Raw genomic sequence first — 12,612 nt, 5'->3', positions numbered from 1 at the left:
GTCGGGCGCCGCGACCCTCACCGCCCGGAGGTATCGAACCGACCAGATGCCTCAGAGAATCGGGGCTACCGGTTTGACGGGGTCCAGTCCGGATCCAGGTCGGCGAGGAACCGGGCGCATCGCTCGGCTTCGGGGCGTTCGCCGATTCGGTCGGCCATCCGGGCGAGCCCGGCCACGCAGCGCAGGAATCCCCGGTTGGGTTCGTCCGCCCACCTGACCGACTGGGCGCCGTTCCAACCGTTCTTCCGTAGCGCATCCAGGCCGCGGTGGTAGCCCACCCGGTAGCAGGCATAGGCGGCGACCGCGTCCGCCGGCGCGGCCTCGCTCCTCTCGTAGCGCTCCCCCAGCGCCGCCCAGGCATCCATCGAGTCGGGATGGGCGGCGACCACCCGGGCGAGTTCGTCGAGCGTCGAGGCCGAGCCGATCCGGCCGGACAAGCCGGGATCCGGGGCGGGCAACACCACTCGGGGACGCTCGGTGCCGCCGAACTCGACCCTCCGGTACTCCACGGTGCCCTCCCGTTTACCGGGGGAACTCGGGGAAGCGGAGGATGTCCCGGCGTACGAGTATCTCCCCTGCCAGGTTGCGCCTGGTCTCCTGAAGCGCCTCGGTTGCGGCTATCGCCGTCTCCTGAGCGGCCCGCTTCTGGCGCCGCAACCTCCTCACCTCGTCCCGCAGGAGTTGGTTCTCCTCTTCGAGGGCCATGATGCGCTTCACGCCCTCGATGTTGATGCCCTGGCCGGTCAGTTCCTGGATCAGGGAGAGACGCTCGAGGTCGGCCTCCGAATAGCGGCGGGTGCCACCCGGGGTCCGGAACGGCTCGATCAGCCCCCTTCGCTCGTAGATACGAAGGGTCTGGGGATGCATGCCGGATAGAGAGGCCGCCACCGAGATGACGTAGACCGCCTCCATTTCGGGTGTGATTCTCTTGCCGGCCATCCGTAACCTCCTAGAGATGCGCTCTCGGGTCGGCGGTCTCGTACTTGTCCTTGAACTCCTCCAGGAGCTTCCTGGCATCCTTCGGCAGCTTCTCCGGAACGGTCACCTGCACCGTGACCAGCAGGTCCCCGGGGCGCCCCGAGTCCCTCCGCACCCCCTCCTTGCGGATCCGGAAGGTCTTGCCGGAGGGTGTGCCGGCCGGGATCTTGAGCTTGACCGGCCCGTTCAGCGTAACCACCCTCACCTTGGCGCCCAGCGCCGCCTCGGTAAACGTGATCGGCAGCTTCATGGTCAGGTTGTCGCCCTTGCGGGAGAACAGCGGGTGCTTGCCCACGCTGACCTTGACCAGCAGATCCCCCGGAGGACCGCCCCTCGGCCCGGGCGCCCCCCGGCCTCGCAGCCGGATCGTGTTCCCGTCCTTGATACCGGGAGGGATGCGCACCCTGATGGTGCGCGCCCGGATTTCCTGGCCCGAGCCGCCGCACTGGCGGCAGTGGGACTCGACGTTCCTGCCGGCGCCGCCGCACACCGGGCACGGGTTGGTGAAGGAGAAGAAACCCTGGTTGGAAGCGACCGTGCCGGTGCCGCCGCAGTTCCCGCACACGTCCACCGTGGTCCCGGGCTCCCCTCCGGACCCCGAGCATCGCCCGCACGGGACCGCGCCCGACACCGGCACCGGACTGGTAGCTCCCCGGACCGACTCCTCGAAGGTCAGGTCCAGGCTTGCCGAGACATCGGCGCCGCGCTGGGGGCCCCTGGCGCCCCGGCTGAAGTTGAAGAGGTCGCCGATACCCCCCGCGCCGGCGAACAGGTCTTCGATCCGGACCTGCCCTCCGGCGAACGGGCCACCCCCTGCGCCGAAGCCCTGCGCTCCCATGGAGCGAACCTGGTCGTACTCCTGGCGACGGTCGGTGTCGGACAGCACCGAATAGGCCTCCGAGACCTCCTTGAAACGCTCGGCGGCACTCGGATCGTCCGGGTTGGCATCCGGATGGAGCTTCTGGGCCAGGCGCCGGTACGCCTTCTTGACGGTCGCCTGGTCGGCGTCCTTGCCCACCCCGAGAAGCCGGTAGAAGTCCTTTTCGAGCCAGTCGCGGTTCACGGGCGACCTCCGGACAGGATCACGCCGGATCCTCCTCCCCGGCTTCCGCCTCGGAAGGGGAGGCCGGCTCGTATCCGACCGCGACCAGGGAAGGTCTGACGACCTTCCCCTTGAGCAGGTAGCCACGGCGGAACTCGGCCGTCACCACCATCGTGCCGCTCCCCTCGGCCATCTGGGCCGCCTCATGGAGGGTGGGATCGAACGCGGCGCCCGAGGCCTCGATCGGCTCGAGGCCCTCCCGAGCCAGAGTGGAGAGCAGGAGCTCCCGCGTGCTGGACATCCCCTGGCGCATACCGCCGTCCGAAGCGCCGTCCGGGCTCTCCATGACCAGGGCGGCGTCGAGGCTGTCGAGCACCGGTAGGAGCTGGCGCATCACGCGCTCCGACGCTCGGGCAACCGACTCCTGCTGGACCCGTGCAGTGCGCTTGCGGTAGTTGTCGAACTCGGCAACCGACCGCTTCCACCTGTCCTCCGCCTGCCCGGCCGCCTCCCGGACGGCCAGCAGTTCGTTGATCAGGAAGGCCATGGCCTCATCCGGGTCGTCGGGAAGCTCCACGCGATCGACGTGATCGTGCATGCCCTCGTCGAGGACGGCCTCCACCACCTCTTCGGGGGCGGACGGCATCACCTCCTCAGGCGGGCCGCCCGAAGGATCGGCGCTCGGCCGGGTGGACCCGGTCAACCGTCCTCCCCCTCGTCGATGATCTCGGCCTCAACAATGTCCTCGTCATCGGGCAGCTCCTGGCCCTCGCCGGCGGAGGCCTGCTCCTCCGCCTCCGACGCGTACATTTTCTGGGCCAGGACGGCAGACGCCTGGAAGAGGGCGTCGATGCCGGCCTGGATATCGTCGGCCGATGCCGCCTCGTCCTCGGTGAGCGATCGCAGGGCTGCCACCGCCTCGTCGATGGCGGACCGCTCATCGTCGTCGAGCTTGTCGCCGTGCTCCTCGAGCAGCGTGGCGGTCTGGTTGAGAACCTGATCGGCCCGGTTGCGGGCATCCGCCAGGTCCCGGCGCCGGCGGTCCTCGTCCGCGTAGCGCTCTGCATCCTCCACCATCCGATCGATCTCGTCCGGGGACAGGGCAGTCCCACCGGTGATGGTCATGGCCTGCTGGCGGCCGGTGCCCAGGTCCTTGGCGTTGACCGACACGATCCCGTTGGCGTCGATGTCGAAGCTCACCTCGATCTGGGGCACGCCCATCGGGGCGGGCGGGATCCCGGTCAGGCGGAACTTGCCCAGGCTCTTGTTGTCGCCGGCCATCGGGCGCTCCCCCTGCAGGACATGGATCTCGACCTCCGGCTGGTTGTGATCAGCCGTGGTGAAGATCTCCGTGCGCTTGGTGGGGATGGTGGTGTTGCGCTCGATCATCTTGGTCATCACGCTCCCCTTGGTCTCGATACCGAGCGTCAGGGGCGTCACATCCAGCAACAGGATGTCCTTCACGTCGCCGGTCAGCACACCGGCCTGGAGCGCCGCGCCTGCCGCCACCACCTCGTCCGGGTTGACCCCACGATGGGGGGTCTTGCCGGTGAGGCGCCTCACCAGCTCCTGGATGGCCGGCATCCGGGTGGAACCGCCTACCAGCACCACGTGGTCGATCTCGTCGGCCGCCACCCCGGCGTCGGCCACCGCTCTCTTGAACGGACGCTCGGTCCGACCCACGAGATGACCGGTGAGCTTCTCGAACTCGGAGCGGGTCAGCTTCGTCTGGAGGTGCAGGGGCCCGTCAGAAGTGGCGGTGATGAACGGGAGGTTGAGGTCGGTCTCCGGCACGGTCGACAGCTCGATCTTGGCCTTCTCCGCGGCTTCCTTGAGCCGCTGCACGGCCATCTTGTCAGCGCCCAGATCCACACCGTTCTCGTTCTTGAAGCCCTTCACCAGCCAATCGATGATCGCCTGATCCCAGTCGTCCCCGCCCAACTGCGTGTCGCCGCTGGTCGACTTCACCTCGAACACGCCCTCGCCGATCTCCAGGACGGACACGTCGAACGTGCCTCCCCCGAGATCGAATACCAGGATGGTCTGATCCGACTCCTCCTTGTCGAGACCGTAGGCCAGGGCGGCGGCGGTGGGCTCGTTGACGATCCGCAACACCTCCAGGCCGGCGATCTGCCCCGCCTCCTTGGTGGCCTGCCGCTGCGCATCGTTGAAGTAGGCAGGCACGGTGACCACTGCGGAGGTGATGGGAGACCCCAGGTATGCCTCGGCATCCCGCTTCAGCTTCATCAGGGTCCGGGCCGACACCTCCTGGGCCGTGTAGGACTTGCCGTCGGCGCCGACGGACCAGTCGGTCCCCATGTGGCGCTTGACGGATCGGACGGTGTGATCGGGATTGGTGATGGCCTGCCGCTTGGCGACCTCACCGATCAGGACCTCGCCGTCCTTGAAAGCCACCACCGACGGGGTGGTGCGAGCCCCTTCGGCATTGGCGACCACGGTCGGTTCGCCGCCTTCCAGGACCGCAATCACGCTGTTGGTGGTCCCCAGATCGATTCCGACGGCCTTGGCCATGCCTACTCCTTTTCCGTACTGTTGGTCCGTACTTCTCAGTGTGTTCGATAGGTATAACCTAAGTCGTACCTTATCATATTCCCGTTAATCAGACATCAGTGACCCAGCGCGAGCACGGGTAGAGGATCGATGGGTTGGAGCCCGGGTCAGATGTCGCGGAGGCGCTTGCTGGAGATAACTCCGGTGTCGAAACCGGCCAGGTTCAGACGGCCCGAGAAACGGGCATGCTCGATCTTGAGGCACCGGTCCTGGACCACCTCGAGGCCGGCGTCTATGGCTGTCCGGGCCGCCCCGTCGTGGCGAAGGCCGAGCTGGAACCACACCACTCCGGCGCCGATGGCGATCGCCTCGTCCACCACCGCCGGGATGTGGTCAGGATGGCGGAAGATGTCGACGATGTCGGGAACCTCCGGAAGCTCCGCCAGCGAGTTGTAGCACTTCAGCCCCAGCACCTCTTCGTACATCGGGTTGACCGGATACACCCGCAGGTGGGTGCGGACCAGGTAGGTCGCCACGAAGTTGGACGCGCGGAGCTCGTTACCCGACACGCCCACCAGGGCGACCGATCTCGCCTCACGGATGATCCGCAGCCGGGTGCGGGCGTCGGCTTCCAGTACCTCGGTCATCTCAGCTCCCCAATGCCTGGTCGAGGTCCCAGAGAATGTCCTCTATGTTCTCGAGACCGATCGAGATCCGGATCATGTCGCCGCCCACCCCGGCGGCCTCTCGCTCCTCGGGCGGTACCTGCTGGTGCGTGGTGCTGGCAGGGTGGATCACCAGCGTCTTGGCGTCACCCACGTTGGCCAGATGGCTGGCCAGCTCCACCCGCTTGATGAACGACACGCCCGCCTCGTAGCCCCCGGCGGTGCCGAAGGTGAACACCGCCCCCGGCCCGTCCGGAACGTAGCGGCGGGCCAGGTCGTGGGAGGGGTGGGAGGGCAACCCGGCATAGGACACCCACGAGACCCGGCGGTCGGCCTCCAGGAACTCGGCCACCGCCTGGGTGTTGGCCACGTGGCGCTCCATCCGCAACCCCAGCGTCTCCAGCCCCATCAGCAGCAGGAACGAGTTGAAGGGCGACAGGACCGCTCCCACATCCCGCATCAGTTCCATGCGGGCCTTCATCAAGTAGGCGTACTCCCGGAAGTTGTCCCAGAAGGTGAGGTTGTGATAGGCCGGGGACGGCTCGGTGATGGCGGGGAAGCGCCCGTTGTTCCACGGGAAAACCCCGTTCTCCACGATCACGCCGGCGATGGCGGTGCCGTGCCCGCTGATGAACTTGGTGGCCGAGTGCACCACCACGTCGGCGCCGTGCTCGATCGGCCGGCACAACGCCGGGCTGGCGAAGGTGTTGTCCACCACCAGGGGCAGCCCGTGGGAGTGGCACAGCTCGGCCATCGGCGCCAGGTCGAGCACATCGCCCGCCGGGTTGCCGATGGTCTCCCCGTAGACCAGCCGGGTCCGGTCGGTGATGGCCGCCTCGATGGCGTCGAGGTCGTTGGTGTCCACGAAGGTCGTGTCGATTCCCATCCGGCGCAGCGTCACGTCGAACTGGGTGAACGTCCCGCCGTACAACGACCGGTTGGCGATGATGTGGTCCCCCACCTCGCATACGGTGAGTATCGCCAGGATCTGGGCCGACATGCCGGAGGAGGTCGCCAGGCCGCCCAGCCCGCCCTCCAGCGAGGCCATGCGCTCCTCGAAGGCCGCGTTGGTGGGATTCCCGATCCTGGTGTAGATGTTCCCGAAGCTCTGCAGGGCGAACAGGTCGGCCGCCTGCTGGGGATCCTCGAACACGTAGGAGGTGGTCTGGTAGATCGGCATGGCGCGCGCGCCGGTCTCGGGGTCCGGCCGCTGGCCGGCGTGGATGGAACGGGTATCGAAGCCGAACTCGTGGCTCATGTGGCGCGTCTCCTGCTCGGGGTCCCGGGCATCACGAGGGATCCCAATCGGATTCCAGATGGTAACGGAGGTGCGGCTCGAACAGGTGCGGCTCGAGCAGGAAGGCGTCGTGACCCTTCTCCGAGTGCACGGTGATCCAGTTGAAGTCCACGCCCGCCGCCTTCAACTCCTCGGCCAGCTCCTTCTGCTCGCCCGGGTAGTAGCACACGTCGGAGTCGATCGAGAAGACCAGGTACTTGTGGTCTCCGGCTGCCAGCATCTCCCGGAGCGTCTTCTCCTCGCGCTCCGCGTCCGCGTACAGATCGAAGTCCTGCCAGGCCCACATGGTCCGCAGGTAGGCATTGGCGTCGAAGCGCTTGACGAACTTCTGGCCCTGGTGCCACATGTAGCTCTCGATGGGAAGCCGCACCCGATCCACGGATTCGGCCACCTCTCCCCTGGCCCGCTTCTTCATCTGGTCCAGCGACACGAACGTCTTGTGGCCGATCATCCGGGCGAGGGCGAGGCCGGCGTCGGGCCGCGGCCCGTCGTAGTAGTGGCCCCCGTTGAAGTCCGGGTCGTTGTAGATGGCGTTGATCTGCTCGAAGTCATGGATCACATGGAGGGTGGTGGCTCGCAGGCCTGCCGCGATGGGAACGACGAAGCGCACCCGTCCGGGGTAGCGGACCGCCACGTCGAGGCACATCATCCCGCCCACGCTGCCCCCGACCACCGCATGAAGCTGCTTCACGCCGAGGTGGTCCAGCAGCCGGAAATGGGCCCGGACCGTGTCGCCCGCCGACACCAGCGGGAAGTCCGGTCCGTACGGCTTGCCGGTGAGCGGGTTGATGCTGGCGGGGCCGGTGGTGCCGTAGCAGTGACCCAGCCAGTTGGCGCAGATCACCGCGAACTTGTCGGTGTTCAGGGAGCGGCCCGGCCCGATGAAGTCGTCCCACCAGCCGGTATGCACCTCTTCGGTCCAGCGATCCTCGGCGCCGGTGTAGTCGCGGTTCTCTCCTGCCGCGTGGTGACTGCCGGTGAGGGCGTGGAAGAGGAGGATGGCGTTGTCGCCGGCCTCGTTGAGCTCACCGTAGATCTCGTAGGCCAGGGTGACCTCGGGCAGTTCCCCGCCGTCCGCGCAGACGAACGGATCTTTTTCGCTGCCGAACGTGAAGAACCGCGTCTCTACCGGTCCGATGCCTTTGCCCATGAGTCCATTCCGAGCGCCTCTGGATCGGCGCATACGATATCAAGCTATCCGGCTATCCCGAACATCGGCGACGGGACGGATCCTCTACAGCTCCCGCCGGTCCGCGAGAGCCCTGCCGAGGGTGATCTCGTCGGCGTAGTCCATGTCGCCCCCGACCGGAAGGCCGCTGGCGGGACGGGTGACGGTTATCCCGAAGGGCTTGAAGCGTCGCGCCAGGTACATGGCGGTGGTGTCGCCCTCGATGGTGGGATTGGTGGCGATGATGATCTCGATCCGCCGCTCTCCGGTCCTCCCCGCGCCGTTGTCCGGGCATCGGTCCCGGAGTTCCTCGATCCGGAGCTCGAGTTCCTCGATCCGGAGCTGGGAGGGTCCGATCCCGTCGATGGGCGAGAGGGCGCCGCCCAGCACGTGGTACTGGCCGGCGAACTCGCGCGTGCGCTCGATGACCGCGATGTCCTGGACCCGCTCGACCACGCAGATGTACCCCGGCTCGCGGCGAGGATCGAGGCAGATCGAGCACTCCGCGCCGGCGGTGACGTTGTAACAGCGGGAGCAGGAGGATGTCTGCTCGCGCAGGTCGATAATCGCCGCGGCCAGGCGACGGGCGTCGGCCTCCTCGACGTTCAGCAGGTGGAAGGCGAGGCGCTGGGCCGACTTGCGACCCACCCCGGGAAGCCTGCTCAGCTCGTCGATAAGTCGTTGAACGGGACGCTCGAACATCAGCCTGACCAGGCTAGTCGGTGGGAGTGACGAAACCGTCGCATCCGCCGGACGACGACCGGCGTGTTCACACAATGCGCGTTCGTTTGTTACGACGGATTCCCGTGGTCGGTCTGTGGCGCGGCGGTGGAGTCTGGCGCCGCCAGCGGCGTCTATGGCAAGGACTTGCTGACGAAGGCGTACCCGCAGGGTACGTTGAGGAGGCAGGACGCAGCCAGAGGCGTCGATGGCGGTCCAGATCACGCCGCCGCAACACAGAGTGACCACGATTAAGAGTCCGGCTGGACCTCCCGGACGTTGAACTCGGACTCGAGCAGCAGTTCCGCCTGCTGCATCGCCGCCGCCGGGTCAACCTCCGGCGGGGCAGGCTCTCGGGCTGCGCTGGTCGGCTCGGCCGGAGCGGGCGGCTCCGGTTCGGGCTCGGGCGCCGGATCCGGTAGGGGCGGGGCCGGGTCGCGACCACGGCCGCTCCCCCCCTCGGGCTCTGCGACATCGAGCCTCAGTTTGATGGTCACCGGCCGGGCGAGCAGGTCTCCCGCCACCCGAGCGAGCAGCGCGGCCAACTCGTTGTCGGATGAGAGAGCCCGGTGGTGGAACTCGTACGGGACGGACAGCACCAGTGTGGATCCTTCCACTCCCCCCGGGACGACGTCGCGGAAGTAGGCCCCCGTCCTGGAACCGACCTCTTCGATCACCGTGTTCTTGAGTTGTGGCCAGACTCGGTCGAGGTCCCCATAGGTGAGTGGCCGATCGGATGGCGGGGCAGACGCCGGAACGGACGCCGATGGCGCCGCAGGTGCAGGGGCCGGAGGTTCGGCCCCATCGGCGACCGGGACGGCCCGGGGAGTGGCGCGGGTGGGCGCGGCCGGGGGTTCAGCCTGATCGGCGACCGGGGCGGCCCGGGGGGTGGCGGCCGTCGTGGCGCGGGCGGGCGCGGCCGGTCGGCCCTTCTCGAGCCGCTCGATCCGCCGTAGCAGTGCCTCCGGGCGGTCATCCAGCTCCGGGCGGGATAGCCTCAGGACCGCCAACTCCAGCATCATGCGCTCGTCCCGGCCCTCCCTGAGCTTGACCAGCGCCTCTCCCAGCAGGTCGATCGACCTCGTCACCGACGCGGGCGGGATCCGGCCCGCCACCTCCCGCCAGCGCTCGATCACATCGGGCGGCTCGTCGGTGAGATCCTTCAGGTTGGAGCTGTAGTGGGCGAGAAAGACCCCCCGGAAGAACCCCAGGACATCGCCGGCAAAGCGCCGCAGGTCGACTCCGCCGGCCGACAGGTGAGCCACCAGCTCGAGGGCCGCGGCCGGCGCCTCGTCCGCAACCGCATCCACCAGCTTCATGAGCGACTCGGGTCCTGCCACCCCGAGAGCCGCCTGGACGCCTTCCTCCGTGACGGTACCGTCGCGGGCGGCCACCTGCTCCAGGAGGCTCAACGAGTCCCGGACCGACCCGGCGGCTCGCCGAGCCACCGCCAGCAGAGCGCCGTCAGTGGCCTCGAATCCCTCGGCCTCGGCGATCCCCCTCAGGTGGCTGGTCAGCGTGTCCGTGGGCACGAGGTGGAAGTCGAACCGCTGGCTCCGGGAACGGACCGTGTCGAGCAACCGGTAGGGCTCGGTGGTGGCCAGAACGAAATGCACGTGATCGGGCGGCTCCTCCAGGGTCTTGAGCAGGGCGTTGGCGGCCGACTTGGTGAGCATGTGGGCTTCGTCGAGGATGAACACCCGCCGGGCGCCCCCCACCGACGCCACCGTGGACACGCCGGCCTTGAGATCCCTTATGTCCTCCACCTTGTTATGGGAGGCGGCATCGAGTTCCATCACGTCCATGGAGACGGATGACGCCACACCGGAGCAGGACGGGCAGGCGCCGCACGGTTCGCTGTCCGAACTCCGGTCGGGACAGTTCAGGGCCATGGCCAGCAGGCGGGCGGTCGTGGTCTTGCCCGTGCCCCTGGGACCGGTGAACAGGTAGGCGTGGGCCACCCGGCCCTCGGCAATTTCCCGGGCCAGGGTCACGGTGACATGGTCCTGGCCGATGACCTGGTCGAAGCGCTGCGGCCGGTACTTGCGGTAGAGCGCTTGGTAGTCCATCGCCGGAAGCGTACTCCTCCGTACCGGGCCGGCAACCAGGGCGGCCTCGCTATCGTCGGAGCGTGGTCGTCCATGCGGAACCCTTCCTGCACGTTGCTCGCGAGACTCGAGAGAGATTCGAATTCCAACGGCTGGCACCCGCCGCCACCAAGGCGAGCGAGTCCAAGGGCCGGGAAAGGCCTGAGGAACCGGACCCGCTGCGCACCTCATACGAACGGGACCGCGACCGCATCGTCCACTCCAACGCCTTCCGGCGGCTGGCTCGCAAGACCCAGGTGTTCATCGACCCCGGCAACGACCACTTCGTCACCAGGCTCACCCACACGCTCCAGGTCGCCCAGATCGGCCGCTCGATGGCGGTGGCGCTCGGCCTGAACGAGTCCTTGACCGAGGCCATCTGCCTGGGTCACGACATCGGGCACGCCCCTTTCGGTCATACCGGGGAGGACGCCCTCGACGAGATCCTCGACGAGGGTTGGGTTCATGCCGATCACTCCGTGCGGGTCCTGTCGGTGATCGAGCCGCTCAACCTCACCTGGGAGACGCGGGACGGCATCCGCGCCCACCCGTGGCGAGTCGAGGAGGGACCCGCCACCCCGGAGGGGGCCCTGTGCCGCTACGCCGATCGGATCGCCTACCTGAGCCACGATCCCATCGATGCCATGAGGGCCGAGATCATCCGCTACCGGGATCTGCCCTTCCGGGCGCAAGCCCTGCTCGGCGACCAGCACGGCCGCTGGGTGACCGCGATGGTGCATGCGGTGGTCGACGGCTCGATCAGCGCCGGCAGGGTCCGGATGGCGCCCGACGTGGCCGAGGCCATGGACGATCTGCGGAACTTCATGTTCCAGCGGGTCTACCTTCGCGCCGAAGGACAGCCGCTACGGAGGCGCGCCATGGGAGTGGTCCAGGACCTGGTCCGCTACTACGAGGCCCATCCTTCCGAGATACCGGGCTCCGCGCGGCTGTCCGATTCTCCCCTGCGTAGGGCGGTCGACTACGTGGCGGGCATGACCGATCGCTTCGCCAACCGGGTCCACGCGGCCCGCTGCGGGTAGGGCGAGATGCTCAGACCGGTAATCCTGGCGGGAGGATCGGGCACCCGGCTGTGGCCGCTGTCACGGCCGGAGCATCCCAAGCCTCTGGCCCGAGTGACAGGTGGACATTCGATGTTGCAGCAAACCGTCCTGCGCGCCGGCCGCCTCGCGGAGGCGGCGGACCCGATCATCGTGTGCGGTGAGGACCTGTACCCGCCCGTATCGGATCATCTGGCCGAGATCGGGGTGAGCGGCTTCAGAGGAGTGCTGGAGCCGGTGGGGCGCAGCACAGCCCCTGCCGCGGCCGCCGCGGCGCTGCTCTCCGCGGTGGATGACCTGCTGCTGGTGCTCCCCGCCGACCATGCCATCGAGGACACCGAGGCGTTCGTGGAGGCGGTGGAGCGAGCCGTGGAAGCCGCCCGCGCCGGCTGGCTGGTCACCTTCGGGGTTGCGCCGGACCGGCCCGAGACCGGATACGGCTACATCGAGCACGGGCCTGCTGTCGCCGGCATCCCGGGTGTGATCCGGATCGCCTCGTTCCGGGAGAAGCCCGACCGTCCCACCGCCCGCCGCTACCTCGATTCGGGACGCTACTCATGGAACTCCGGCATGTTCCTGTTCCGGGCCGGTACCTTCGTGGACGAGCTGCGGTCGGCGAGTCCCGGCATGATCCACCAGGTCCGGGCCGCGCTCGGCGACGAGAGCGACAATGGCCCGGTCGTGCTGGACAGCCAGGCGTTCTCGGCCTGTCCGGAAGGCTCCATAGACCGGATCGTGATGGAGCACACCCGCCACGGCGCCATGGTGCCCCTCGAGGCGGGGTGGTCCGACCTGGGGTCATGGGCCGCTCTCTGGGAAATGGCAAGCCGTGACCAGGAAGGGAACATGGTGACCGGGCCCGCCGAGGTGCGCTCGGTGTCGTCCAGCTACGTCTCCGCCGGGGAGCGGCCCGTCCTGGTAGTCGGCCTCGACGGGGTGATCGTGGTGGATACCGGAGACGCGGTCCTCGTCGCGGCCATGGACCGGGCCCAGGACGTCAGGCCACCGGAACTGAGCCGGGACCAACCGGACTGAGGGACAGCCCGTAGTGGTCAGTGGTCAGTGGTCAGTGGTCAGTGGTCAGTG

General features: G+C 68.1%; 12 protein-coding genes. 2 read left to right on the top strand and 10 right to left on the bottom strand.

The features are described from left to right. Window positions 1-65 precede the first annotated feature (65 nt). The 10 genes from ACOQPD_RS12245 to dnaX form a co-directional block, all read right to left on the bottom strand. Window positions 66-509 carry a DUF3151 family protein gene (locus ACOQPD_RS12245; RefSeq protein ID WP_420612237.1) on the bottom strand — a complete coding sequence of 148 codons (444 nt, stop codon included), beginning with the start codon at window positions 507-509 and terminating at the stop codon, window positions 66-68. 13 nt (window positions 510-522) lie between these two features. Then, the gene (locus ACOQPD_RS12240; protein WP_420612236.1) at window positions 523-939 is read right to left on the bottom strand and encodes a heat shock protein transcriptional repressor HspR; all 417 of its coding nucleotides are present in this window, start codon (window positions 937-939) and stop codon (window positions 523-525) included. 10 nt (window positions 940-949) lie between these two features. Beyond that, window positions 950-2,041, bottom strand: a complete 1,092-nt coding sequence (gene dnaJ / locus ACOQPD_RS12235) for a molecular chaperone DnaJ (RefSeq protein ID WP_420612235.1) — start codon at window positions 2,039-2,041, stop codon at window positions 950-952. A gap of 19 nt (window positions 2,042-2,060) precedes the next feature. Continuing rightward, window positions 2,061-2,723, bottom strand: coding sequence for a nucleotide exchange factor GrpE (locus ACOQPD_RS12230; protein WP_420612234.1), 663 nt, complete (start codon window positions 2,721-2,723; stop codon window positions 2,061-2,063). Then, window positions 2,720-4,552: a molecular chaperone DnaK gene (dnaK, locus tag ACOQPD_RS12225; protein WP_420612233.1), complete on the bottom strand. Its 1,833-nt coding sequence runs from the start codon at window positions 4,550-4,552 to the stop codon at window positions 2,720-2,722. Before dnaK ends, ACOQPD_RS12230 begins: the two co-directional genes overlap by 4 nt. Before the next feature lie 146 nt (window positions 4,553-4,698). Next, the gene (locus tag ACOQPD_RS12220) at window positions 4,699-5,178 is read right to left on the bottom strand and encodes a CoA-binding protein (protein ID WP_420612232.1); all 480 of its coding nucleotides are present in this window, start codon (window positions 5,176-5,178) and stop codon (window positions 4,699-4,701) included. A gap of 1 nt (window position 5,179) precedes the next feature. After that, window positions 5,180-6,454 carry an O-acetylhomoserine aminocarboxypropyltransferase/cysteine synthase family protein gene (locus ACOQPD_RS12215; RefSeq protein ID WP_420612231.1) on the bottom strand — a complete coding sequence of 425 codons (1,275 nt, stop codon included), beginning with the start codon at window positions 6,452-6,454 and terminating at the stop codon, window positions 5,180-5,182. A 31-nt stretch (window positions 6,455-6,485) separates the two neighbouring features. Further along, window positions 6,486-7,643: a homoserine O-acetyltransferase MetX gene (metX, locus tag ACOQPD_RS12210; RefSeq protein WP_420612230.1), complete on the bottom strand. Its 1,158-nt coding sequence runs from the start codon at window positions 7,641-7,643 to the stop codon at window positions 6,486-6,488. An 84-nt stretch (window positions 7,644-7,727) separates the two neighbouring features. After that, a complete protein-coding gene (recR, locus tag ACOQPD_RS12205) occupies window positions 7,728-8,363 on the bottom strand; it encodes a recombination mediator RecR (RefSeq protein WP_420612228.1) in 636 nt (211 codons plus the stop codon). A 269-nt stretch (window positions 8,364-8,632) separates the two neighbouring features. Then, entirely contained in the window at window positions 8,633-10,450 is a 1,818-nt protein-coding gene (gene dnaX, locus ACOQPD_RS12200; RefSeq protein ID WP_420612227.1) for a DNA polymerase III subunit gamma/tau, read from the bottom strand. Between the two features lie 62 nt (window positions 10,451-10,512). On the opposite strand from dnaX, the gene ACOQPD_RS12195 reads away from it, so the two are divergent. Further along, entirely contained in the window at window positions 10,513-11,508 is a 996-nt protein-coding gene (locus tag ACOQPD_RS12195; RefSeq protein WP_420612226.1) for an HD domain-containing protein, read from the top strand. A gap of 6 nt (window positions 11,509-11,514) precedes the next feature. After that, window positions 11,515-12,561, top strand: a complete 1,047-nt coding sequence (locus ACOQPD_RS12190) for a mannose-1-phosphate guanylyltransferase (RefSeq protein ID WP_420612225.1) — start codon at window positions 11,515-11,517, stop codon at window positions 12,559-12,561. Window positions 12,562-12,612 lie beyond the last annotated feature (51 nt).

The organism is Candidatus Spongiisocius sp., assembly GCF_965221825.1.
In the GTDB taxonomy this organism is placed as follows: Bacteria; Actinomycetota; Acidimicrobiia; order Spongiisociales; family Spongiisociaceae; genus Spongiisocius.
This window is presented reverse-complemented; position numbering and strand designations above follow the sequence as displayed.